Raw genomic sequence first — 24,214 nt, 5'->3', positions numbered from 1 at the left:
TAAAGAAAATCTTTAGCAATGTTTTTTTTCGTCGAAAGGGGATGTTTTGAACGGAGAATTGCTGTGGGTATTAACCCTCCTGCTGATCGCTATCGTTCTTTTTACCACGAATAAAGTCCGTATGGATGTGGTGGCGTTATTGGTGATTGTGGCGTTTGTACTCAGCGACACCTTAACGTTAGAGCAAGCGACTTCAGGTTTTGCTGACCCGAACGTGTTGTTGATAGCGGCACTGTTCGTCATTGGTGATGGCCTTGTCCGTACTGGTATTGCATATCAAATGGGGGACTGGCTTGTTCGCGTTGCAGGAAGTAGCGAGAGCAAGATGTTGGTGTTTTTGATGCTAACCGTGGCTGGACTCGGTGCTTTTATGAGCTCGACAGGCGTTGTTGCCATCTTTATCCCCGTTGTACTGAGCGTTGCGGCTCGAATGAAAACATCTCCAGGTAGATTAATGATGCCACTGGGGTTTGCTGGGTTAATCAGTGGCATGATGACTTTAGTTGCGACCCCCCCTAACATGGTGGTAAACAGTGAGCTAGTGCGTGAAGGGATCAAGGGATTCCAATTTTTCTCAATTACCCCTATTGGTATTCTTATTCTACTGGCTGGTATTGCTTACATGTGGCTGACACGTCGTTGGTTAGGCAGTAATGAACCCGATAAACTTCCTGAACGCTATCGCCGCACCTTCCGTGATTTAATCCGTGATTACAAGCTAACAGGCCGTGCGCGCCGTTTAGCTATCCGTAAAGGTTCACCACTGATTGGCCATACTCTTGATGAATTGCACCTGCGTTCACGTTATGAAGCTAACGTGGTGGGGATTGAGCGCTGGCGGAAATTTCGCCGCGTGATGGTCAGTGCAACAGGGGGAACTGAATTACGTGAACGTGATGTCTTACTGGTAGATATATCGGTAAGTGATGACGATTTACGCCTTTTTTGCAGTGAACAATTGCTAGAGCCAATGATTTTACGTGGAGATTATTTCTCGGATCAATCTCGCGATGTAGGGATGGCCGAAGTGTCCATGAACCCAGACTCTGAGTTACTGGGGAAAAGTTTACGAGATATCAAGTTTCGTACACGATATGGCCTAAACGTGGTGGGTATTCGCCGTGATGGTAAGGCATTGGATGGCAAGCTGGTAGATGAGCCGCTGCGCCTCGGGGATATTTTGCTGGTGATCGGTGATTGGAAATTGATCCGTATCTTATCGACAAAACCACGTAACTTTATTGTATTGAATTTAGCGGCAGAGGTCGAAGCGGTCGCACCTGCGGCTTCACAAGCACCTCATGCCTTGTTTTGTTTAGCATTAATGGTCGCTATGATGGTGACCAATGAAATTCCTAACTTTATCGCGGCATTAATTGCGTGCCTGCTGATGGGGAAATTTCGCTGTATCGATATGGAAAGCGCCTATAAATCGATTCACTGGCCAAGTATCATCTTGATTGTTGGCATGATGCCTTTTGCGCTTGCACTGCAAGAAACTGGCGGGATAGCCCTTGCGGTTGACGCTCTAATGAAAATAGCGGGCGGTTTAGGCCCTCATGTGATGCTACTGTGTTTATTTATTCTGTGTGCCACGATTGGCTTGTTTATTTCTAATACAGCCACTGCAGTATTAATGGCACCGATTGCTATTGCTGCGGCACGGCAAATGGAGGTTTCTCCTCTACCTTTCGCGATGGTAGTAGGTATTGCGGCATCTGCGGCCTTTATGACGCCAGTTTCTTCACCAGTAAATACCTTAGTTCTCGGCCCAGGTGGTTATAAATTCTCTGATTTCTTAAAAATTGGTGTACCGTTTACCATTATCGTGATGTTTATTAGTATTGCGGTTATTCCTCTCCTTTTCCCTTTTTAAATAATAGCCCTAGCTAATAGGGCTGTTATTTATCACTCATAATATGGGTAATTGTAATGAACTTATTTGCTTTAATTCAGCTTAAGTTGAATTAAGGATAAGTCTGATGTCACTTATCTTGCATACATTTTTATAATTAAAACCATTAATTAAATTAGTCTTATTTTCTGGAAACTTAGAATGCATATTATCATTGCTGCGATTTCAGCGCTAGCCGCGCTTGTTTGGGCATTACACTCATTACAAAATTCAGGTGTTGATCTTAATTCGTTTAATCCATTTACGTGGGCTCGACGCAGAAAGTGGCAAAAACAATACGGCACAAAACCTATTTATAATTTATCGACCGCGACTGACGCTGCCGCTGCCATTATTGTGGGAACATTAAAGCAAGAGGGGGAAATTTCTCGAGAGCAAAAACAAACGGTTATTGATTTATTTGCTACTAATTTTAACTTGGGAAATCAAGAGGCAATGGATTTGTTTGCTTCATCCGCTCACCTCGTGCATAACGAAATAAACTTCGAACACAGTATTCCACATATTCTAAAATTAAGTATCAAACAATTCACGCCATCAATGATAACGACATTTCTTTCGCTATTAGAACAGGTTGTTGAGTTAGAAGGCACGCCTACAAAAATACAGGCTAATATTATTGAAAGAGTCGGTATTGAATTTAAAAAAATCAATAAAAATAAGATTGGTTGGAAAAATTAAATCTAATTTGCACCGCAAAATAAAGACCCATTTTATGGGTCTTTATTTTGTATAATTCGGAGGGGTTAATTACTAATTTCATCTAACGAAAGCGTAAATCCCGGAACAAATTTTTCCATAAAGTAATCCATTTCTGGGCTTTGTCTTTCGGCTAACATTTTTTCAAGGCGCTTTTTAGCCAATTTAAACTCACTATTTCCAGCAGATAACTCTTCTAAGCATTTTAAATAAGCGCATAAGGAATCGGCTTGTTTAACAATAAAATGTTCTTCTTCAGACTGTAAGTCTTCAATAATCAGTTCCCGAAAGTCACCTTGTAACTCTTCAGGTAACATATCCAGCAATTTTTGCTGCGCGAATTTTTCTATTTTTTTGTATTCATGGGCAATTTGCTGATTATGATACTTAATTGGCGTGGGTAAATCCCCGGTGATGACTTCGCTGGCGTCGTGATACATAGCAAGCAAGGCAATACGAGAGGCGTCGACATTCCCGCCAAATTTTTTATTTTTAATGATAGCGAGTGCATGAGCGACCATCGCGACTTGTAGGCTGTGTTCAGAGACATTTTCCGTTCGGACATTCCGCATCAGTGGCCAACGGTGGATAAGTTTCATTCTAGCTAAGTGTGCAAAAAAGTAGCTCATAAGTCCTCATAAACAGCGCTAAACAGTAGGTAAATTATAACGTGTATAGTCGCAGAGGGATATACATTTATGGCAGGTTATTATTTAGGAAATCTGAGTAAAGGTAATTAGCTCTGTTAATAAATAATATTTAATTTAAAAATTGGAACCGTATTATCTAATCTTAATGAAAATAATATTAATTAATAAAGGGGGTAATATGGCTGACAACGATCATAGACGAAAAGGCTTTGTTTCTATAGAGAACTATTGGGGAGAGGAAGTACAGTCAATTATAATTGTCCATCATTCAGGTAAGATGGAAAAAACAGAGGGATTTGTTAAAAATATAAAGCATGGTGAAAAAGAAAAAGATGTTTTTCATTTTTATTATCAAACCGGTTTATTTTCACCTAAAAACACGTGGAAGGTAATAGTAATCACCATTAATGGTGATGTTTATGAGACAGATGGCTATTTCTCATGTTCTATCGCGGATTCGGATAAAGGTGTGACCGTTATCGGCATTAATGGTGATACTAAAACGGCCTATGTTTCTTTTCCAGAATCAGGAAGTTGCTCTGAAAAATTAATACGTGTAAAACGCCATTCTTTATTCGATGCTCAATTAGAGAGATATCTGAGGTAAGCATTAAGAATTATATTTATTATAATTTGATTTGGTTGTGTTAATACATATAATGGAAAATCACTAAGTAAATCTTCAAGGGATATTATGAAATATTTTCCTTTTATACTTTTAGGTTTTTTTCTGGTTGCGATATATATTATTTCCATTATTTGATAATCAAAAAAATACATTCATTTATCGATGATTAAATGTTGAATTTAAAAAGCCTCCACAATTGGAGGCTTTATTGTTATTAATAAATAATCTAAATAGGATATTATTGGCGATAGCCTTCAAGGAAGCGGCCAAATTTATTAATTGCCATTTCAAGATCGTCTGCATATGGTAATGTCACGATCCTAAAGTGGTCCGGTTCTGGCCAGTTAAATGCGGTACCTTGTACTAATAACACTTTTTCTTGCAACAGCAAATCAAGGATCATTTTTTGGTCATCATGGATATTAAAACGCTTAATATCAATTTTCGGGAACATATACAGTGCGCCTTGTGGCTTCACACAAGATACACCAGGGATTTGGTTGATAAGTTCCCATGCACGATTACGTTGTTCGTATAAGCGGCCACCTGGCTGAATAAATTCACTGATACTTTGATAGCCCCCCAGTGCTGTTTGAATTGCATGCTGCATCGGTACGTTGGCACACAAACGCATAGACGCTAACATTTCTAAGCCTTCAATATAGCTTTTAGCATGTTTTTTCGGGCCGTTTAGTACCATCCAACCTTGTCGGAACCCAGCAACACGGTAGGTTTTTGATAAACCATTAAAAGTGATGGTGAGCAAATCAGGTGCTAAAGCTGCGATGGAATGGTGAACGGCATCATCGTACAAAATTTTGTCGTAGATTTCGTCAGCATAAATAATGAGGTTATGTTGACGTGCTAGTTCAACAATTTCTAATAGTAAATCTTTGCTGTAGACAGCCCCAGTTGGGTTATTGGGGTTAATGACAACAATACCACGAGTTCTTGGGGTGATTTTGCTACGAATGTCTTCGATATCTGGCATCCAGCCTTGTTGCTCATCACACATATAGTGAACCGCTTTCCCACCTGAAAGGGAAACAGCTGCTGTCCAAAGTGGGTAATCAGGTGCAGGCACTAACATTTCATCGCCATTATTAAGCAGGGCTTGCATCGCTTGGACAATAAGTTCAGATACACCGTTGCCGATGTAGACATCTTCCACAGTCATTTCGTGAATACCACGAGCTTGGTAGTGCTGAACGATAGCTTTACGCGCAGAATAGAGCCCTTTGGAATCACAATAACCTTGAGAACTTGGTAAGTTACGTAAAACATCCACAAGGATTTCATCAGGTGCTTCAAAGCCAAACGGTGCCGGGTTACCAATGTTTAGTTTGAGGACTTTATTGCCTTCCTCTTCTAAGCGTTTAGCTTCTTTTAATACGGGCCCACGGATGTCATAACAGACATTATCGAGCTTGCTGGATTTAGTTAGATTGTTCATTGTTTTCTCATTACCCTAACGGGATTACATTGGTAGGGGGAACCGGCTTTATTGTCTTACTGTACTCCTCCCTCAGAAGCTTTTGAAGATGCAAGGTTATTTTTGGTGTAAAAGGTTGGTTAAAGCATAAATGTGATGTTTGACATCTTATTATATTCTTTAAGTTAGCTTTACATTTCAAATAACACACTTAATTAGGATTAATATTTCAATAATATCGAGAGTTTTGGTGTGTAAAGATGGAAAAAAGAGAAAAATAACAGTTGAATTAAAAAATTGTATCAAAATGTAATATTGAGCCTGAATTCGTTATTCTGGACATAAATTTTGCCGAATATTGCCCTTTTTTTATGTTTTTTTGACCTTTTTTGTTAGTAATATTGATTGTTTCACTCAATGTTTTTTCACTTAACATGTGTTGAAAACATATAATTCATTGAAATTTATCAAAATAGTAAAATAGTGAAATGAATTTTATAATGTGCTTACATTAAAATAATTGCGATTACATTAAATATGTTACTATTTAGCCGTAGTTTATAAAGCGTTTCTTTAATCAGGTTCTGGAAGAGAATCCGCTTTTTGTTAACACCCTTTTTGATTTATTGGCAGTATTCTGTTTATACCCGCATTGATGTTATTCGTTAATAACGGGCAGGTTGTAACCAGATAAAATAATGAGAAGTCATTGCAAATCTAAGGATTAGAGATGCACTAGATGAGTCGTTTTAAATTATATCGCTGATTCTCATGGAGGAGAGCAGAACACCAGGTAACATAAATATTATATAAGAGAATGAACGATGATAAATTCCAATCGTCCCATCATGAACTTAGATCTAGACTTGCTGCGTACATTTGTTGCAGTCGCTGATCTAAACACATTCGCAGCTGCGGCTGCAGCAGTGTGTAGAACGCAGTCTGCGGTAAGTCAGCAGATGCAGCGTTTAGAGCAACTTGTCGGTCGTGAGCTGTTCGCGCGTCATGGGCGTAATAAACTCCTCACGGCACATGGTTTGCAATTACTGGGTTATGCACGACAAATCTTGCGTGCGAATGATGATGCGACCGCATCATTGACCTATAACGATGCAGAAGGCGAGCTACGTATCGGTGCATCCGATGATACCGTTGATATTCTATTGCCATTTTTGCTAAATCGTATCGCTTCTGTATATCCACGTATTGCAGTTGAAGTTCGCATTAAGCGCGCCCAATTTATTGAATCAATGCTGGATAACCATGAAATCGATTTAGCATTAACAACAGCACGTATTAGCCATCACCCAAAAACAGCGCTGAGAACCGTGCCAGTGCTATGGCACAGTTCGCCGGACTTTCAATTACGTCATAACGAGCCGATCCCGTTAGTCGTAATGGATGAAACCAACCCATATCGTAAACTTTGCACGCAAGCATTGGATGACGCTGGGTTACCATGGCATATCGCTTATGAAGCTGCATCTTTACCCGCAGTACGTGCGGCTGTAACCGCTGAAGTTGGGGTGACTGCACGTCCGATGGAAATGCAAAATGCAGATTTACGGATTTTAAATGAAACGGATGGCTTGCCTCGTTTGCCTGATATTCAATATTGGTTATATAAGAATGCAGACGAGCAGAAAGACTTTGTTTTGACCGTCTTTAGTGCCATTGAAAACAAAAAAATCCCTTATGTTGCGGCATCAGCAAGTGAACTCGCTGAAGGAAACGAAAGTAATAACTAATCGTTTCAAGTGATTTTGTATCACGGCTGATAAGTAAGTTATACAATAAATAAAACGGCAATTCCTATACTTTAAGGAATGCCGTTTTTTTATATCAAAAATTTGCATAAACAAAAGCGTAGGTAAAATATTTGCAATCTAATTATTTTACACAAAGGGAATGGGGTACTCAATTCAAAGGAATATATCGCCTAAAGTGATATTAGCTAAGTGAAAGTATAACCATATTAAACAAAGGGAAATGCCATTCTTTTTCAGATGTGTATATCTACAGAGTAAGATGCTTAGTAACTGAAACGATTATTTCATATTGATGTGTTAAATTTTCAATATTGGAGAAGACGTATAAGAAATCATTTTAAAACTAGGTATAAATATTGAGCAACTATTTTTAGAAATCGTTATCAAGTTCAAATTTATCATTTTTTTATCGATTTCAGTACACAAAACCCGCAATTAACCACTTAATAAGTATGGTTAAATGTTGAAGACCATGAAATAATTGTGATGTAGCTGGCAGAACCTGAATTTCATTTTTTAGTTAACGATTTGTTACGTTATTAACAATCTTTTTTTGCTGAATTGATAAAATAGCACTGGATTGTCAGCGAGTTAGTACAACTGTTGAATAAAAAAGCGTTACATGTTCTTAAAGTAAAATTGAATGCCATGTAAACAAATTGAGTACTTTTTCAATAAATCTGTGCGTTAGATCAAATAAAAAGCGCAATTTTTCATCTGTTAAGACAGGTTTTTCCTGCGATAATGGTGTAGTAAAAACGAATAATCAGTTAAACTAGTTTGAGTGTTTACTTATGTTTCATTACACTGACACGTTTTAGCAGATCATGAGTACTTTTTGTTGTTCGAATGTTTTTTGAGTGTGAAGTTTTTGTAATAAATACGGGTTATTTTACCTAATTTGGGTAAAGTAAATTGTAATGAGAGAGGACAAACCAAACGCAGTCATCAGGCTGATTTATGTTTGGTGATGATTTTTGGTCTTTCTTCTCGATTAACTGGGCAATTGTGGTGCAATACTGCCGTGTTGTAAAAAAGAGCAGTTTACGCACCATAAGTAATGAGTAAGCAACGAGTATGTCTACATCAATCCTAGCGTTAGCCCATAACTGGGCGTTTGCGATATTCCTTATCGGCACTATCGGTCTTTGTGCTTTCATGTTGGTCGCTGGTCACTTCTTGGGTAGCCGCGCCAAAGCCAGAACAAAACATGTTCCTTACGAGTCAGGTCTTGATTCGGTCGGTAGTGCACGTCTTCGTATGTCAGCTAAGTTCTACTTAGTCGCCATGTTCTTCGTTATCTTCGATGTTGAAGCCATGTTCTTATTTGCATGGTCAGTTGCCATCCGCGAAGCCGGTTGGGTAGGTTTCATCGAAGCCGCGATCTTTATTCTGGTATTGTTGGCGGGATTGTTTTATCTGGTTCGCGTAGGAGCATTGGATTGGACTCCAGTCCGTTCCCGCGGAAAAGTGAAGCATCCTAGTGAAGTTATTAAAATCAGCAATCGTCATCCGCAGTAAAAAGCGAGGCATTATACAATGGATTATACGCTCACCCGCATAGATCCGAACGGTGAGAACGACCGTTACCCACTGCAAACTCAGGAAATCGTTACCGATCCTCTGGAGCAGCAAGTTGAAAACAGTGTATACATGGGGAAACTTTCTCATGCACTTCACGATGTGGTTAACTGGGGGCGCAAAAACTCTCTATGGCCATATAACTTTGGTCTTTCATGTTGCTATGTAGAAATGGTGACTTCGTTCACGGCTGTTCATGACGTAGCCCGCTTTGGTGCGGAAGTACTTCGTGCTTCACCTCGTCAAGCCGACTTCATGGTTGTAGCAGGAACCTGTTTCACAAAAATGGCACCTGTTATTCAACGTCTGTATGACCAAATGCTCGAACCGAAATGGGTTATCTCCATGGGTTCATGTGCCAACTCTGGTGGCATGTATGACATTTATTCTGTTGTACAAGGCGTCGATAAGTTTATCCCTGTGGATGTGTATATCCCGGGTTGTCCACCGCGTCCAGAAGCCTACATGCAGGCTCTGCTTCTGTTGCAAGAATCTATCGGTAAAGAGCGTCGTCCGCTCTCTTGGGTCGTTGGAGACCAAGGGGTTTACCGTGCCAACATGCAATCAGAAAGAGAAAGAAAGCACGGTGAACGTATCGCAGTGACAAACCTGCGTACACCAGACGAAATTTAAGGCTTAAAGCCATACAGCGTAACAGAGCAATGTTGTTGCGAAATAATAAACCTGATCAAGCGTTATGGTGAAGAATGATGACAGATCAGATAGCGCAAGCGAGTAGTAACCAGCCAGGATGGCAGACACAGGATCATTTAAATGACCCTGTGCTTCTGGAACTGCGCAATCAATTTGGGCCGGATGCCTTTTCTGTTCAAGCAACTCGCACTGGCATGCCAGTGATATGGGTTCGTCGTGAACAATTACTGGAAGTAGTCGATTTTCTTAAGAAATTACCGAAACCGTATGTCATGTTATTTGACTTACACGGGGTAGATGAACGTCAACGAATTCACCGTCAAGGTCTGCCTGAAGCAGACTTTAGTGTTTTCTACCACATCATCTCCATCGACCGTAACCGCGATATCATGTTAAAAGTCGCTCTGAATGAGAAAGACTTGAATGTGCCTTCTGTGGTTTCACTGTTCCCAAATGCCAGCTGGCATGAGCGTGAAGTGTGGGATATGTTTGGGATCACCTTCCAAGGTCACCCAAATCTGCGCCGCTTGCTGATGTCGCCAAACTGGGAAGGTCACCCACTGCGTAAGGATTACCCTGCGCGTGCAACTGAGTTCGACCCCTTTGTTCTGACAAAACAGAAACAAGATCTGGAAATGGAAGCATTAACTTTCAAACCAGAAGAGTGGGGCATGGCACGTGGAAATGAAAACGAAGATTTCATGTTCCTGAACTTAGGGCCAAACCACCCATCATCACACGGTGCGTTTCGTATCGTATTGCAACTTGATGGTGAAGAAATTATCGACTGTGTGCCTGATATCGGTTACCACCACCGTGGTGCTGAGAAAATGGGTGAACGCCAGTCATGGCACAGCTACATTCCATACACTGACCGTATCGAGTATCTCGGTGGTTGCGTGAATGAAATGCCTTACGTGTTAGCCGTTGAAAAACTGGCTGGCATCGAAGTGCCTGACCGTGTGAAAACCATTCGTGTCATGCTGTCTGAGTTATTCCGTATTAACAGCCACTTGCTGTACATCAGTACTTACATCCAAGACGTCGGTGCAATGACACCGGTATTCTTTGCGTTTACTGACCGTCAAAAAGTGTACAACGTGATTGAAGCTATTACAGGCTTCCGTATGCACCCAGCTTGGTTCCGTATCGGCGGTGTTGCGCACGATTTACCACGCGGTTGGGAAAAGCTGCTGCGTGAGTTACTTGACTGGCTGCCAAAACGTTTAGAATCCTATGTCACGTCAGCACTGAAAAACTCCATCTTGAAGGGCCGTTCGATTGGTACAGCAATGTACAACAAAGAAGAGGCACTGGCATGGGGTGTAACGGGTGCAGGTTTACGTGCAACAGGCGTTGATTTTGACGTGCGTAAATGGCGTCCATATTCAGGCTACGAAAACTTTGAGTTCGATATTCCAATCGCGCACAACGGTGACTGTTATGACCGTGTGATGATCAAAGTGGAAGAGATGCGCCAGAGTATCCGTATTCTTGAGCAATGCTACAAGAATATGCCAGAAGGCCCATTCAAAGCCGACCATCCACTGACGACACCGCCACCAAAAGAGCGTACGTTGCAGCACATTGAAACCCTGATCAACCACTTCTTGCAAGTGTCTTGGGGCCCTGTGATGCCTGCGAATGAATCATTCCAGATGGTTGAAGCCACGAAGGGTATTAACAGCTACTACCTGACCAGTGATGGCAGCACCATGAGCTACCGCACACGTATTCGTACCCCGAGTTATGAGCACTTACAGCAAATTCCTTCGGTGATCAGAGGTAGTTTAGTTTCAGACTTAATCGTCTATCTGGGTAGTATCGATTTTGTAATGTCGGATGTGGATCGCTAACCATGCATAATGAACATAACGAAAATGAGAAGCACAACGAGCTCAATGTCGTGAATGTGTTTGAACCGCAAGTCAATCATGGCTTTGTCTTAACTGAGAAAGAACGTGAAGAGATTGAAGGTGAAAAGCACCATTACGAAGATGCGCGTGCTGCCTCAATTGAAGCACTGAAAATTGTGCAAAAAAACCGCGGTTGGGTTGAAGACGGAGCTATCCATGCGATTGCTGATGTCTTAGGCATTCCAGCCAGTGACGTTGAAGGTGTGGCCACATTCTATAGCCAAATTTTCCGTCAACCAGTAGGTCGCCACATTATTCGCTATTGCGACAGTGTTGTTTGCCATATTACAGGTTATCAGGGCTTAGAAGCTGAAATTATTAAACAGCTGAATATTCGCCCGGGTCAAACAACAGCTGATGGCCGCTTTACCTTGCTGCCAACCTGTTGCTTAGGTAACTGTGACAAGGGTCCAACGATGATGATCGATGAAGACACTCACAGCTACGTACAGCCTGAAAATATTCAAAAATTACTGGAGCAGTATCCATGACAAATTCTGTTAATCCAGTGATCCGTACTGCCGAAACTCATCCTCTAACATGGCGTTTGCGTGATGACAATCAGCCTGTTTGGTTAGATGAGTATCGCAGTAAAAACGGATACAAAGGTCTTGAGCGTGCGCTCAAAGGCATGGCACCCGATGAAGTTGTGAATCTCGTCAAAGACGCTGGCCTGAAAGGGCGTGGTGGTGCGGGCTTCTCAACAGGTCTGAAATGGAGCCTGATGCCGAAAGACGAAAACATGAAACTGCGTTACTTCTTATGTAATGCGGATGAAATGGAACCGGGTACCTATAAAGACCGTCTATTGATGGAACAACTGCCTCACCTGTTAGTTGAGGGGATGATCACAGGGGCTTATGCACTGAAAGCCTATCGTGGTTATATCTTCCTGCGTGGTGAATACGTTGAAGCAGCGCAAAACCTGCGCCGCGCCATTGAAGAAGCCAAAGCAGCAGGTCTGTTAGGCAAAAATATCCTCGGTTCTGGATTCGATTTCGAACTGTTTGTGCATACCGGTGCTGGGCGTTATATCTGCGGTGAAGAAACTGCGTTGATTAACTCCTTAGAAGGTCGTCGTGCAAACCCACGTTCTAAACCACCATTCCCTGCAACATCAGGTGCTTGGGGCAAACCAACTTGTGTAAATAACGTCGAAACTATCTGTAACGTGCCTGCAATTTTAGAGCACGGTGACCAGTGGTATATCGATTTAAGCGCAGGTAAGAGTAAAGATGCCGGCACAAAACTGATGGGCTTCTCAGGCCGTGTGAAAAACCCAGGTCTGTGGGAATTACCGTTTGGTACCACGGCGCGTGAAGTCCTTGAGGACTACGCGGGTGGGATGCGCGATGGCTTGAAATTAAAAGCATGGCAGCCGGGTGGGGCAGGAACAGATTTCCTGACCAATGACCACCTCGACTTACCGATGGATTTCGAAAATATTGCTAAAGCAGGCAGCCGTTTAGGTACTGCGTTGGCGATGGCGGTTGATCATGAAATCAACATGGTTTCGTTAGTGCGTAACTTAGAAACCTTCTTTGCGCGTGAATCTTGCGGTTGGTGTACGCCATGTCGTGATGGATTGCCGTGGAGCGTGAAAATTTTGCAAGCACTGGAAAAAGGCGAAGGCCAACCGGGCGACATCGAAACATTAGAGCAACTTTGCCGTTTCTTAGGTCCGGGTAAAACCTTCTGTGCTCACGCACCGGGTGCAGTCGAACCGCTGCAAAGTGCCATCAAATATTTCCGTGATGAATTCGAAGCGGGTATCTCGCAAAAAGATCTGCGCAATTTAGTGCAGATTGCAGGTATCCAGCCAAACCTGCTGAAGCAGCGCTGGTAATCGTTTCGCGATTGAGCAACCGCGAACGAGGTTTTTCACGAAGAACGTATTTTTGATTAACGCCTGCTTTATGCGGGCCTTTGGGAAGCATGCTGACTATGGCTACAATATATGTAGACGGCAAAGAATATGACGTTAACGGGTCTGAAAACCTGTTACAAGCCTGTCTTTCTCTCGGGCTAGATATTCCTTATTTTTGCTGGCATCCGGCGCTGGGAAGCGTTGGCGCTTGCCGCCAGTGTGCGGTTAAGCAGTATCAGAACGCGGATGACACCCGCGGTCGCCTAGTAATGTCTTGTATGACACCGGCAACGGAAGGCACGTTCATCTCTATCGATGATGAAGAAGCCAAGCAATTCCGTGAAAGTGTTGTGGAATGGCTGATGACCAACCACCCACACGACTGTCCAGTCTGTGAAGAGGGCGGTAACTGCCACCTGCAAGATATGACGGTGATGACCGGCCATAACATGCGTAAATATCGTTTTACGAAACGCACACACATTAACCAAGATCTGGGGCCTTTCATCAGTCATGAAATGAACCGTTGTATCGCGTGTTATCGCTGTGTTCGTTACTATAAAGATTACGCAGATGGTACGGACTTGGGTGTATATGGCGCACATAACTATGTGTACTTCGGTCGTACAGAAGACGGCACGCTGGAAAGTGAATTTTCTGGTAACTTAGTCGAAGTCTGCCCGACAGGGGTATTTACCGACAAGACCCACGCTGAGCGCTATAACCGTAAATGGGATATGCAATTTGCACCGGGAATCTGCCAACAGTGCAGTATCGGTTGTAATACCAGCCCGGGTGAACGTTATGGTGAAATTCGCCGTATCGAAAACCGTTATAACGGCTCAGTAAATCACTATTTCCTGTGTGACCGCGGTCGCTTTGGTTACGGCTACGTTAACCGTAAAGACCGTCCACGTCAGGCTGTCTTGAACAAAGGTGGCGTTAAACAGGTTATCTCTGCAATTGAAGCTATGCAAAGCGGTGCGCAAATTATCAATCAAGCGAAAAAAGTGATTGGTATTGGCTCGCCTCGTGCAAGCATTGAAAGCAACTACGCATTACGTGCATTAGTGGGCGCGGAAAACTTCTACTCAGGTATCTCTACGGGTGAGCAAAGCCGCTTAGCGCTGATGCAAAACATCCTGCAAAATGGCGGTATCTATACGCCAACACTGCGTGAAGTTGAAGGCTACGATGCGGTACTGGTTCTGGGTGAAGATTTAACTCAGACGGGTGCGCGTATGGCACTGTCTGTTCGCCAAGCGGTGAAGGGTAAAGCACGTGAAATGGCCGCAGCTCAGAAAGTCGCTGACTGGCAAATCGCGGCCATCATGAACATTGGTCAGCACGCGAAATACCCGCTGTTTATCACCAACGTTGATGATACTCGCTTAGATGATGTTGCCGCTTTCAATTACCGTGCACCGGTTGCTGACCAAGCGCGTTTCGGTTTTGCTATCGCCAATGTGATTAACGGTGAAGCGCCTGCGGTTAACGACTTACCTGCGGACCTGAAAGCGAAAGTGGAAACTATCGCACAAGCCCTTTCAAGTGCGAAAAAACCACTGATTATCAGCGGTAGCCACAGCGCGAGCGATGCAATGATCCAAGCCGCAGCGAATGTGGCATTTGCACTGAAAGCGAAAGGCGCACAAGTAGGCTTATCTTACTTAGCTTCTCACGCGAATAGCTTCGGTTTAGCGATGATGAACGCACAGCCATTAGACAGCGCATTAGCTCGCATTGAAGCGAACGAAGCGGATGTGGCTATCGTTATCGAAAATGACCTTTACCGTCACAGCAGTGTGGACGCCGTCAATAGCGCATTAGCGAAATTGAGCCACCTGATTGTTGCTGATCACCAGCAAACTGACATCATGGATAAAGCAACGCTTATTCTGCCAGCGGCGAGTTTCGCTGAAGCAGACGGTACGTTGATTAACCAAGAAGGTCGCGCACAACGTTTCTTCCAAGTCTTCGACCCTACGTATTACGACAAGGCTATCGTGATGAACGAAAGCTGGCGCTGGATGCACTCGCTGCAAACAGAAGCGCAAGAACGTGATGCAGATTGGTCGCAACTTGACCATGTGATCGCTGACTGTGTGGCTGCATTACCGCAATTTGCTGGTATTGTGGATTCAGCACCGAAAGCATCATTCCGTATCCGCGGACAAAAATTAGCGCGTGAACCACATCGTTACAGTGGCCGTACAGCAATGCTGGCGAACCAATCTGTGCATGAACCACGCCAACCGCAAGATATTGACTCTCCATTTGCTTTCTCAATGGAAGGGAACAACAGCCCAACCGCACCACGCCAGCAAATTCCATTTGCTTGGGCACCGGGTTGGAACTCACCTCAAGCGTGGAATAAATTCCAAGCGGAAGTCGGTGGCCATTTATTATTTGGTGACCCGGGTGTGCGTTTGTTCAATTCAACGGAAAGTAACCTGGGTTACTTCACTGATATTCCAGCAGCTTACCAAGCAGCGGACGCTCAGTGGGTGGTGGCGCCGTATTACCATCTGTTCGGCAGTGATGAAATGTCACAGCGTTCAGAGGTTATTCAACAGCGCATGCCTGAGCCCTATATCATGCTGAACACGCAAGATGCTGCGGCACTTGGCTTGGCTGCAGGGACAAAAGCTGAATTTAGCCATGCAGGCCAAGGGTTCAACTTGACTGTACGTCTCAGTAATAACCTGTCAGCAGGTCAAATTGGCTTACCATTAGGGATGCCGGGTATCGCACCTTCAATGGCTGGCGTGTCAGTCAATAATCTGCGGAGGGGAGCATGATGGATTGGATTTCTCCTGAAGTGATGGAAGTGTTAATTTCCATCCTCAAATCTGTCGTCATTTTATTGGTTGTTGTGACTTGTGGAGCATACATGAGTCTGGGAGAGCGCCGTATTCTCGGTCTATTCCAGAATCGTTATGGTCCAAACCGCGTTGGCCCATTTGGGATGGGCCAGTTAATCGCTGACATGTTCAAAATGCTGTTTAAAGAAGACTGGATCCCGCAGTTTGCGGACAAGAAAATCTTTACGCTTGCGCCAGTTATCGCATTTTGTTCATTGTTCCTTGCATTCGCCATCGTGCCTGTCAGCCCGACTTGGCACGTCGCAGACTTGAACATCGGAATTTTATTCTTCCTGATGATGGCGGGTCTGGCGGTGTATGCAGTGCTGTTCGCAGGTTGGTCAAGTAACAACAAATATTCATTATTAGGGGCGATGCGTGCTTCAGCACAAACCGTCAGTTACGAAGTGTTCTTAGGCTTATCTTTAATGGGCGTAGTCGCACAAGCAGGTTCATTCAACCTGATTGATATTGTGAACTCCCAAGAAGGCATGTGGAACATTATTCCTCAATTCTTTGGTTTTGTGACCTTTGCGATTGCGGGCGTTGCGGTATGTCACCGTCACCCGTTTGACCAACCAGAAGCAGAACAAGAGATTGCGGATGGTTACCACGTTGAATACTCAGGGATGAAGTTCGGTTTATTCTTCGTCGGTGAGTACATTGGTATCGTAACGGTTTCCGCCCTGATTGTGACGCTGTTCTTCGGTGGCTGGCATGGCCCGTTCCTGCCGTCATTCTTGTGGTTTGCTATCAAAACTGGCTTCTTCATGATGATGTTCATCTTGATCCGTGCCTCTTTACCGCGTCCACGTTATGACCAAGTGATGTCTTTTGGCTGGAAAATCTGCCTGCCATTGACGCTGCTTAATCTGCTGGGTACTGCAGCAGTGATTTTATACAACGCTCAGTAAGGGGTGATTGAACCATGACATTGAAAGAGTTATTGGTCGGTTTCGCCACCCAAGTACGTAGTATTTGGATGGTCGGCCTACATGCGTTCGATAAACGCGAAACGCAAATGTATCCAGAAGAGCCGGTTTATCTGCCACCCCGTTACCGTGGTCGTATCGTGCTAACGCGCGATCCAGACGGTGAAGAGCGTTGTGTTGCGTGTAACTTATGTGCGGTTGCTTGCCCAGTGGGTTGTATCTCATTGCAAAAAGCTGAGCACGAAGATGGACGCTGGTACCCGGAATTTTTCCGCGTTAACTTCTCGCGCTGTATTTTCTGTGGTCTGTGTGAAGAGGCTTGCCCAACCACGGCAATCCAATTAACACCTGACTTTGAAATGGCCGATTGGCGACGTCAGGATCTGGTTTACGAGAAAAATGACCTGTTGATTTCAGGTCCGGGTAAATATCCTGATTATAACTTTTACCGTAAATCGGGTATGGCGATTGCAGGTAAAGACAAAGGTGAAGCGGATAACGAAGCGAAACCGATTAACGTCAAAGACCTGTTGCCATAAGGAGCGATATTCATGGAATTTACATTTTATATCGCCGGTCTGGTTGCAATACTTGCAACTTTGAGGGTGATAACTAATACCAACCCGGTGCATGCACTGTTGTATCTGGTTGTTTCTCTGCTGGCACTGTCAATGGTGTTCTTCTCACTCGGCGCGTATTTCGCGGGTGCGTTAGAAATCATCGTTTATGCAGGCGCCATCATGGTCTTGTTCGTGTTCGTCGTCATGATGCTGAACCTAGGCCGCTCTGTGCAAGAACAAGAGCGCGCTTGGTTAACACCGAAAAACTGGATTGGCCCTGCGGCATTATCCGCCGTGTTACTGGCTATCCTAGTTTACGGCATCACGTCTTTATCTTATGAAAAAGGCATTGATGGCACAGTGATTGGGGCGAAAGAAGTCGGTATCAGCTTGTTCGGGCCATATGTTCTGGCTGTGGAACTTGCTTCATTGCTGTTATTGGCAGGTATCGTCGTCGCATTCCACGTTGGACGTGACCGTAAAGAAAACGGTGCTGATCTTGTTAGCATCGCGGAGGAGCAAAAATGATACCTCTAGAACATGGTCTGATTTTAGCGGCAATTCTATTTGTGATGGGGCTTAGCTGCCTTGTTATCCGCCGCAACTTGCTTTTCATGTTGATCGGACTGGAAATCATGATTAACTCAACTGCACTGGCATTTGTCGTCGCAGGGAGTTTTTGGGGGCAACCAGACGGCCAGATTATGTATATCTTGGCAATCGCGCTGGCTGCAGCGGAGGCGAGTATTGGATTGGCGTTGTTACTGCAACTCCATCGTCATCGTCAGAACCTGAATATTGATAAAGTCAGTGAGATGCGCGGATGAACCTACTCTATTTAACTATTCTGTTGCCTTTACTGGGGTCGGTGTTGTTAGCCTTCTCCCGTGGACGCTGGTCAGAAAACGTTTCGGCCATTATTGGTGCGGGGTCGGTCGGCTTAGCTGCCCTCGTCGCATTCTATGCTGGTAACGAATTTTTAGCTCAACCCGACGCTGGCGTGTTTGTTCAGCCACTTTGGACTTGGATGTCTGTCGGGACCTTTAATATCCCATTCACCCTGATGTTAGATGGTCTGTCACTGACTATGTTAGGTGTGGTAACGGGTGTGGGCTTCCTTATTCACGTATATGCTTCTTGGTATATGCGTGGCGAGGAAGGTTACTCACGTTTCTTCGCTTACACCAACCTGTTTATCGCGAGCATGGTGGTTTTAGTCCTGGCTGATAACATGATGCTGATGTATCTCGGTTGGGAAGGGGTAGGGCTGTGCAGTTACTTGCTGATTGGTTTCTATTACACCAATCCAGACAACGGCAAAGCCGCGATGAAAGCGTTCTTTGTAACACGCATCGGTGACGTATTCCTTGCTATCGGTATGTTTATTCTGTGGAATGAACTAGGCACACTGAATTTCAGCGAAATGGCGGTGTTAGCACCTCAGAAATTTGCTGAAGGTTCAAGCGCAATCAACTGGGCGACCTTGATGTTATTAGGTGGTGCAGTCGGTAAATCTGCTCAGCTACCATTACAAACATGGTTAGCCGACGCGATGGCGGGTCCAACACCCGTTTCTGCACTGATCCACGCCGCAACCATGGTAACCGCGGGTGTTTATTTAATCGCACGTACCCATGTCCTGTTCCTGTTAGCGCCTGAAGTATTACACTTAGTTGGCGTCGTCGGTGCGGTAACATTAGTACTGGCAGGTTTTGCTGCTGTTGTGCAAACGGATATCAAACGTGTCCTCGCTTACTCCACCATGAGCCAAATTGGTTATATGTTTTTGGCGCTGGGTGTTCAAGCTTGGGACGCGGCGATTTTCCACCTGATGACTCACGCCTTCTTTAAAGCGTTGTTGTTCCTGTCAGCAGGTTCGGTGATCCTCGCTTGCCATCACGAACAAAACATCTTCAAAATGGGTGGGCTGCGTAAGCAAATCCCATTCATTTACGCTGTGATGTTAATCGGCGGAAGCGCACTGGCAGCATTGCCACTGTTTACCGCAGGTTTCTACAGTAAAGATGCAATTTTGTGGGGCGCGCAGCTTGATGGACAAACTGTGTTGTTGTGGGCAGGTATCCTCGGTGCATTAATGACCGCAATTTATACCTTCCGTATGATTTTCATCGTGTTCCACGGTGAAGCAAAAATCAAAGCGCACAAGGTTAAAGGCATCACTCACACATTGCCACTTGGCATTCTGGCTATCCTTGCAACGTTTGTTGGTGCATTAATCCACCAACCATTAGAAGGGGTGTTCCCAGCGGAAGCCGCAGGAAGTGAAGACGGTAAAGTTTTACTTGAAGCGATTTCTGGCGGATTTGCAATCGCAGGTCTGTTGATTGCTGCATTCCTCTATCTGTTTAGACGTTCCATTGTTGATGCTATCGCGAAAACCGCGGTTGGCCGCTTCTTCAGTGCTTGGTGGTACCAAGCATGGGGATTCGACTGGCTGTATGACGTCGTCTTTGTGAAACCGTTTAAAGGTATTGCATGGCTACTGGAAAGCGATCCGATTAACTCACTAATGAATATTCCTGCGCGCTTATCAAGCTTAGCGAACAAAGGACTTTCTGTGAGTCAAAACGGCCAGATCCGTTGGTATGTTGCCTCATTGGGGCTGGGTGCAGTGCTGATTTTTGCTCTGCTGCTTTTGGTTTAATTAAGGGACACATTGCGCCATGCTACTACCTTGGCTAATACTTATTCCCTTCATCGGTGGCCTGCTGAGCTGGCAGGCTGACCGGTTCAGTCACCGCGCTCCACGTTGGATTGCGCTGGCGACGATGGGATTAACACTTATTCTTTCCGTGCAACTGTGGTTACAAGGGAGTTACTCTCTGGCTAATCCACAAGGCATTCCACTGTGGCAATCTGAGTTTTTAATGCCGTGGATCCCTGCACTGGGAATTAACATTCATTTAGCGATTGACGGTTTATCACTGTTGATGGTCGTTCTGACCTCTATCATGGGTGCGTTCTCGATTCTGAGCTCATGGAGTGAAAACCAAAAGAACCAAGGTGCTTATCACTTTAACCTCCTGTGGATTATCACTGGGGTGATGGGGATTTTCACCGCTGTTGACCTGTTCTTGTTCTTCTTCTTCTGGGAGATGATGCTGATCCCAATGTACTTCCTGATTGCAAATTGGGGACACAAAGGCTCAGAAAACAGACAACACGTTAACGCGGCGACCAAGTTCTTTATCTATACGCAGGCAAGCGGTTTGATTATGTTAGTGTCCATCATTGGATTGGCACTGGCACACTTCAACTCAACCGGTACCTTAACATTTGATTACGACCAGCTATTAGGCACGCAAATGTCTAGCGGTGTCGCATTCATGTTGATGTTAGGCTTCTTTATTGCCTTCGCTGTTAAAATGCCACTAGTACCATTCCATGGTTGGATGGCAGATACCCAAGAGCAATCGCCAACCGCAGGTTCGGTGGACATCTCCGGTATCATGCTAAAAACCGCGGCTTATGGCCTGCTACGTTTCACGTTACCGCTGTTCCCAGAAGCGTCTATCCAGTTCACGCCAGTGGCAATGACACTGGGTGTGATCAGTATCTTCTACGGTGCATGGTTAGCGTTCAAACAAACGGATATTAAACGTCTGGCGGCTTACAGTAGCTTATCCCATATGGGGTTTGTGACCGTGGCGATTTATGCAAGCTCAGTGTTAGCGTACCAAGGTGCTGTGATCCAAATGATCACCAACGGTCTGTCTGGTGCAGCGCTGATTATCATCAGTGGTCAACTGTACGAGCGTACGCAAACGCGTGATATGCGCATGATGGGTGGGTTGTGGAAACGCATTAAATGGTTACCAGGAATGTCCCTGTTCTTTGCTGCGGCAACATTAGGTATGCCAGGTACAGGTAACTTCATTGGCGAATTCATGATCCTATTCGGTAGCTTCAGCCAATTCACATTAGTGACCTGCATTATGGTATTTGGTGTGGTGTTTGCCTCTATCTACTCACTGTGGATGATGCAACAGACTTATTACGGCACACCAAAATCAGAAAAAGAAATGAAAGGGTTAACGGCGCGTGAATTCGGTGTGCTACTGGCTCTGGCTGCTTTACTGGTTATTATCGGTTTCTATCCACAACCAATTTTAGATACATCAGTTGGTTCAATGGAAACATTGCATAACCTGTATTCTGCTTCACTAACAACATTAGGGCTGTAATTCGCCATGACAATAACTCCTCAAGAACTGATCGCAATACTACCACTGATGATCGTCGGATTGACGGCGGTGGTTGTGATGCTGTCCATTGCGTGGCGACGCGATCACCTGACTAGTGCCGCGCTGACAGTATCGGGTTTTATCATTGCGTTGCTTTCACTGATTTGGGTAGCCGATGGCTACTTAATGGATGTGACTTCGCTTATCCGTGTTGATGGCTTTGCGCTGTTCTACAGTGCACTTGTCCTGATAGCAGGTATTGGTACCAGCATCTTTGCTTACCATTGGCTGGAAGGCTTTGGTGACAACAGAGACGAATTCCATCTGTTAGTGGCGATTGCCGTTGCAGGAGGTGTGCTGTTATCCATGTCGAACCACATGGCGTCAATGTTTATCGGTATCGAACTGATTTCATTACCACTGTTTGGTTTAGTGGCGTATACCTTCGAGCGCAGCCGTACCTTAGAAGCCGGGATCAAATACATGCTGTTATCCGCAGCAGCGTCTTCGTTCCTGTTATTTGGCATCGCATTGTTGTATGCAGAATCAGGTAGCTTAAGTTTTGCGTCAGTAGGCCAAAGCCTGTCGGACAACCAAATCCATGCACCATTAGTGATGATTGGCTTTGGTATGTTAATTGTCGGCTTTGGTTTCAAACTGTCTCTGTTTCCATTCCAACTGTGGACACCAGACGTATACCAAGGCGCACCAGCACCCGTTTCTGCGTTCTTAGCAACGGGCAGTAAAATTGCTATCTTCGCTGTATTAGTACGCATCTTTATGGAAGCGCCGATTACCAGCAGCAATACACTCGCCATTGTTATTTCAGTGATTGCGATTGCCTCTATTCTGTTTGGTAACTTACTGGCGATTACGCAGAAAAGTGCAAAACGTTTACTGGGTTACTCCTCTATCTCCCATATGGGGTATCTGTTAGTGGCACTTGTTGCCCTGCGTATTGACCCTGTTGCTTCACAAGTGACGATTGCCATTTACTTAGTCGGTTACTTGTTGGCAAGTTTGGGGGCATTTGGTGTGATCAGCATCGTTTCTAGCCCTTACCGTGGTGATGACCAAGACGATTTCAGTGCATTCCGTGGGTTGTTCTGGCACAAGCCAGTACTGGCTACAGTGATGACGGTTGCGCTGTTATCCTTAGCGGGTATTCCAATTACATTAGGGTTTATTGGTAAATTCTATGTGATTGTTTCCGCTGTAAATGCAGAACTGTGGTGGTTAACAGGTGCTGTCGTGGTAGGTAGTGCGATTGGTTTGTACTATTACCTGCGCTTTATGGCAAGCCTGTACAGCCGTGATGCAGAACATGCTGAGCGTTATACTGGCCCTGAAAAAGCAACATTGGGTACGGTTTTTGCGGCTATCTGTGCAATTGCAGCTATTGTCTTCGGTGTTTGGCCACAACCGCTTATTGATATTTCGGCATTAGCTGTTGCAATCGTTGGTTAATGAAAACAGCCTAAGTAATATGAAGCCGGTTACTGCAAAGTAACCGGTTTTTTTTTAATCGGGCAATTGGCGTTGGTATTGGTATTCCACATCATTTAAATAGGTCATCAGCATTTGGCTTGCTGTATTGATTTGTACCAAGTTAAGCGTTTGCTCGGACATCTTTTCGCTAATGTATTGACACCATGACTCCCAGTAATTTTTGAGTAATCCAACTTGATGAATAATGGTTTGTTTATGATTATCAATAGCCGTAATCTCGTTAGATAATGACATCAGTTGTGAAAGCCTAAAAATATTGGTGTCAATGGTATTCAATTCTTCTTTGTGTTCAATGATTTGGTCACTTAAATACAACCTGACATCGACTAATTTCGTAAACTCAAGACCGTCATCTACCATCGTTAGCAGGTTTCGAATATAACTAATCGCTGATTTTAAAATATCTTTTTTATTTGGGGTGATGTCTAAAGACTCAATTAACTCTTTCCCTTGAAAATATTTATCAAAAAAATCGGTTAGTTTTGAACGTAATACAATATCCTCAGCAGCAGTAATAATAGAGTGGTTTTTGTATAAATCATTTATTTTGGCTTGCATGCTATGTTTAGAAGTCAAAAGAACTTCTTTTTGACTCATGAATTGGGAGAGTTTTAATTTATTGGGTTCATTGAGATGAAATACCAGTAATGATTCATTGGTGTAGCGAATTTTTGAAATTAATTTTTCGAGTTCTGATTTTGCATCCCTTAAATCATCAATAAAACTTGATGTTAGAAATTGATTCTTTATATCTGAATAATCATCATTGCTGGAATTTATAACCTTTGATTCGTTTAATTCATTGCTCATTATGTAATTCAGTTTTATACGTAATATTGGAATTGAATTTCGGATTAGCTCATTTAACCGTTCCGTTTTTATTGCGATTTTTTGAACTCGTCCATAAATAATATAGTCATAATTCATAACGTTTTTATTGAATGAGACAATATTATTTGAAATGCATCTTAATTGATAAATATCAATAGGGGGTAACATGGGTAAATCAAGGTTGTCATGCATATTAATGCCT

The 24,214-nt window shown here is 43.9% G+C and carries 20 protein-coding genes; 17 read left to right on the top strand and 3 right to left on the bottom strand.

Annotated features, from left to right (window positions below):
- The first annotated feature begins 46 nt into the window (after positions 1 to 46).
- Positions 47 to 1,876 (top strand): SLC13 family permease, encoded by a 1,830-nt coding sequence (locus tag ABWP91_RS10155; protein WP_353243167.1) that lies wholly within the window; start codon positions 47 to 49, stop codon positions 1,874 to 1,876.
- Between the two features lie 180 nt (positions 1,877 to 2,056).
- On the top strand, positions 2,057 to 2,596 hold the full coding sequence (locus ABWP91_RS10150; protein ID WP_353243166.1) for a phenylacetic acid degradation protein: 540 nt from the start codon (positions 2,057 to 2,059) through the stop codon (positions 2,594 to 2,596).
- Between the two features lie 65 nt (positions 2,597 to 2,661).
- Here the strand turns inward: ABWP91_RS10150 and yfbR are convergent, their stop codons facing one another.
- Positions 2,662 to 3,243, bottom strand: a complete 582-nt coding sequence (yfbR, locus tag ABWP91_RS10145) for a 5'-deoxynucleotidase (RefSeq protein ID WP_353243165.1) — start codon at positions 3,241 to 3,243, stop codon at positions 2,662 to 2,664.
- A gap of 199 nt (positions 3,244 to 3,442) precedes the next feature.
- On the opposite strand from yfbR, the gene ABWP91_RS10140 reads away from it, so the two are divergent.
- Positions 3,443 to 3,871 (top strand): hypothetical protein, encoded by a 429-nt coding sequence (locus ABWP91_RS10140; RefSeq protein WP_353243164.1) that lies wholly within the window; start codon positions 3,443 to 3,445, stop codon positions 3,869 to 3,871.
- A gap of 259 nt (positions 3,872 to 4,130) precedes the next feature.
- On the opposite strand, the gene ABWP91_RS10135 is transcribed toward ABWP91_RS10140, so the two are convergent.
- Complete coding sequence (locus ABWP91_RS10135; protein ID WP_206082353.1) at positions 4,131 to 5,345, bottom strand: pyridoxal phosphate-dependent aminotransferase; 1,215 nt, start codon at positions 5,343 to 5,345, stop codon at positions 4,131 to 4,133.
- 803 nt (positions 5,346 to 6,148) lie between these two features.
- On the opposite strand from ABWP91_RS10135, the gene ABWP91_RS10130 reads away from it, so the two are divergent.
- From ABWP91_RS10130 to nuoN, 14 genes are all read left to right on the top strand, one after another.
- A complete protein-coding gene (locus tag ABWP91_RS10130; protein WP_353243163.1) occupies positions 6,149 to 7,072 on the top strand; it encodes a LysR family transcriptional regulator in 924 nt (307 codons plus the stop codon).
- Between the two features lie 1,098 nt (positions 7,073 to 8,170).
- The gene (locus tag ABWP91_RS10125) at positions 8,171 to 8,614 is read left to right on the top strand and encodes an NADH-quinone oxidoreductase subunit A (protein ID WP_206082351.1); all 444 of its coding nucleotides are present in this window, start codon (positions 8,171 to 8,173) and stop codon (positions 8,612 to 8,614) included.
- 18 nt (positions 8,615 to 8,632) lie between these two features.
- The gene (locus ABWP91_RS10120) at positions 8,633 to 9,307 is read left to right on the top strand and encodes a NuoB/complex I 20 kDa subunit family protein (protein WP_004912254.1); all 675 of its coding nucleotides are present in this window, start codon (positions 8,633 to 8,635) and stop codon (positions 9,305 to 9,307) included.
- A 74-nt stretch (positions 9,308 to 9,381) separates the two neighbouring features.
- On the top strand, positions 9,382 to 11,184 hold the full coding sequence (gene nuoC, locus ABWP91_RS10115) for an NADH-quinone oxidoreductase subunit C/D (protein WP_374447138.1): 1,803 nt from the start codon (positions 9,382 to 9,384) through the stop codon (positions 11,182 to 11,184).
- A 2-nt stretch (positions 11,185 to 11,186) separates the two neighbouring features.
- The gene (gene nuoE, locus ABWP91_RS10110) at positions 11,187 to 11,735 is read left to right on the top strand and encodes an NADH-quinone oxidoreductase subunit NuoE (RefSeq protein WP_004912250.1); all 549 of its coding nucleotides are present in this window, start codon (positions 11,187 to 11,189) and stop codon (positions 11,733 to 11,735) included.
- A complete protein-coding gene (gene nuoF / locus ABWP91_RS10105) occupies positions 11,732 to 13,090 on the top strand; it encodes an NADH-quinone oxidoreductase subunit NuoF (RefSeq protein ID WP_206082348.1) in 1,359 nt (452 codons plus the stop codon). The genes nuoE and nuoF overlap by 4 nt, the downstream gene beginning before the upstream one ends.
- A gap of 89 nt (positions 13,091 to 13,179) precedes the next feature.
- Positions 13,180 to 15,912 carry an NADH-quinone oxidoreductase subunit NuoG gene (nuoG, locus tag ABWP91_RS10100; protein ID WP_353243162.1) on the top strand — a complete coding sequence of 911 codons (2,733 nt, stop codon included), beginning with the start codon at positions 13,180 to 13,182 and terminating at the stop codon, positions 15,910 to 15,912.
- On the top strand, positions 15,912 to 16,889 hold the full coding sequence (gene nuoH / locus ABWP91_RS10095) for an NADH-quinone oxidoreductase subunit NuoH (protein WP_004912244.1): 978 nt from the start codon (positions 15,912 to 15,914) through the stop codon (positions 16,887 to 16,889). The genes nuoG and nuoH overlap by 1 nt, the downstream gene beginning before the upstream one ends.
- A 14-nt stretch (positions 16,890 to 16,903) precedes the next feature.
- The gene (nuoI, locus tag ABWP91_RS10090) at positions 16,904 to 17,446 is read left to right on the top strand and encodes an NADH-quinone oxidoreductase subunit NuoI (protein WP_004259834.1); all 543 of its coding nucleotides are present in this window, start codon (positions 16,904 to 16,906) and stop codon (positions 17,444 to 17,446) included.
- A gap of 12 nt (positions 17,447 to 17,458) precedes the next feature.
- The gene (nuoJ, locus tag ABWP91_RS10085; RefSeq protein WP_353243161.1) at positions 17,459 to 17,995 is read left to right on the top strand and encodes an NADH-quinone oxidoreductase subunit J; all 537 of its coding nucleotides are present in this window, start codon (positions 17,459 to 17,461) and stop codon (positions 17,993 to 17,995) included.
- A complete protein-coding gene (nuoK, locus tag ABWP91_RS10080; protein ID WP_004912233.1) occupies positions 17,992 to 18,294 on the top strand; it encodes an NADH-quinone oxidoreductase subunit NuoK in 303 nt (100 codons plus the stop codon). The genes nuoJ and nuoK overlap by 4 nt, the downstream gene beginning before the upstream one ends.
- The gene (nuoL, locus tag ABWP91_RS10075; RefSeq protein WP_353243160.1) at positions 18,291 to 20,132 is read left to right on the top strand and encodes an NADH-quinone oxidoreductase subunit L; all 1,842 of its coding nucleotides are present in this window, start codon (positions 18,291 to 18,293) and stop codon (positions 20,130 to 20,132) included. The genes nuoK and nuoL overlap by 4 nt, the downstream gene beginning before the upstream one ends.
- A gap of 19 nt (positions 20,133 to 20,151) precedes the next feature.
- Complete coding sequence (gene nuoM / locus ABWP91_RS10070; protein WP_353243159.1) at positions 20,152 to 21,672, top strand: NADH-quinone oxidoreductase subunit M; 1,521 nt, start codon at positions 20,152 to 20,154, stop codon at positions 21,670 to 21,672.
- Between the two features lie 6 nt (positions 21,673 to 21,678).
- The gene (gene nuoN, locus ABWP91_RS10065) at positions 21,679 to 23,139 is read left to right on the top strand and encodes an NADH-quinone oxidoreductase subunit NuoN (RefSeq protein ID WP_353243158.1); all 1,461 of its coding nucleotides are present in this window, start codon (positions 21,679 to 21,681) and stop codon (positions 23,137 to 23,139) included.
- Positions 23,140 to 23,193: 54 nt separating this feature from the next.
- On the opposite strand, the gene ABWP91_RS10060 is transcribed toward nuoN, so the two are convergent.
- On the bottom strand, positions 23,194 to 24,204 hold the full coding sequence (locus ABWP91_RS10060; protein WP_353243157.1) for an alpha-xenorhabdolysin family binary toxin subunit B: 1,011 nt from the start codon (positions 24,202 to 24,204) through the stop codon (positions 23,194 to 23,196).
- Between the last annotated feature and the right edge of the window lie 10 nt (positions 24,205 to 24,214).

The organism is Providencia sp., from assembly GCF_040396775.1.
In the GTDB taxonomy this organism is placed as follows: domain Bacteria; phylum Pseudomonadota; class Gammaproteobacteria; order Enterobacterales; family Enterobacteriaceae; genus Providencia.
Note: the sequence above shows the minus strand (reverse complement) of the source record. Positions and strands in the feature narration are given on the sequence as shown.

Bases quoted from the DNA above. Each gene is read 5' to 3' on its own strand.
- ABWP91_RS10150 (WP_353243166.1), top strand. From the start codon at position 2,057: ATGCATATTATCATTGCTGCGATTTCAGCGCTAGCCGCGCTTGTTTGG.
- yfbR (WP_353243165.1), bottom strand. From the start codon at position 3,243: ATGAGCTACTTTTTTGCACACTTAGCTAGAATGAAACTTATCCACCGT.
- ABWP91_RS10140 (WP_353243164.1), top strand. From the start codon at position 3,443: ATGGCTGACAACGATCATAGACGAAAAGGCTTTGTTTCTATAGAGAAC.
- ABWP91_RS10135 (WP_206082353.1), bottom strand. From the start codon at position 5,345: ATGAACAATCTAACTAAATCCAGCAAGCTCGATAATGTCTGTTATGAC.
- ABWP91_RS10130 (WP_353243163.1), top strand. From the start codon at position 6,149: ATGATAAATTCCAATCGTCCCATCATGAACTTAGATCTAGACTTGCTG.
- ABWP91_RS10125 (WP_206082351.1), top strand. From the start codon at position 8,171: ATGTCTACATCAATCCTAGCGTTAGCCCATAACTGGGCGTTTGCGATA.
- ABWP91_RS10120 (WP_004912254.1), top strand. From the start codon at position 8,633: ATGGATTATACGCTCACCCGCATAGATCCGAACGGTGAGAACGACCGT.
- nuoC (WP_374447138.1), top strand. From the start codon at position 9,382: ATGATGACAGATCAGATAGCGCAAGCGAGTAGTAACCAGCCAGGATGG.
- nuoE (WP_004912250.1), top strand. From the start codon at position 11,187: ATGCATAATGAACATAACGAAAATGAGAAGCACAACGAGCTCAATGTC.
- nuoF (WP_206082348.1), top strand. From the start codon at position 11,732: ATGACAAATTCTGTTAATCCAGTGATCCGTACTGCCGAAACTCATCCT.
- nuoG (WP_353243162.1), top strand. From the start codon at position 13,180: ATGCTGACTATGGCTACAATATATGTAGACGGCAAAGAATATGACGTT.
- nuoH (WP_004912244.1), top strand. From the start codon at position 15,912: ATGGATTGGATTTCTCCTGAAGTGATGGAAGTGTTAATTTCCATCCTC.
- nuoI (WP_004259834.1), top strand. From the start codon at position 16,904: ATGACATTGAAAGAGTTATTGGTCGGTTTCGCCACCCAAGTACGTAGT.
- nuoJ (WP_353243161.1), top strand. From the start codon at position 17,459: ATGGAATTTACATTTTATATCGCCGGTCTGGTTGCAATACTTGCAACT.
- nuoK (WP_004912233.1), top strand. From the start codon at position 17,992: ATGATACCTCTAGAACATGGTCTGATTTTAGCGGCAATTCTATTTGTG.
- nuoL (WP_353243160.1), top strand. From the start codon at position 18,291: ATGAACCTACTCTATTTAACTATTCTGTTGCCTTTACTGGGGTCGGTG.
- nuoM (WP_353243159.1), top strand. From the start codon at position 20,152: ATGCTACTACCTTGGCTAATACTTATTCCCTTCATCGGTGGCCTGCTG.
- nuoN (WP_353243158.1), top strand. From the start codon at position 21,679: ATGACAATAACTCCTCAAGAACTGATCGCAATACTACCACTGATGATC.
- ABWP91_RS10060 (WP_353243157.1), bottom strand. From the start codon at position 24,204: ATGCATGACAACCTTGATTTACCCATGTTACCCCCTATTGATATTTAT.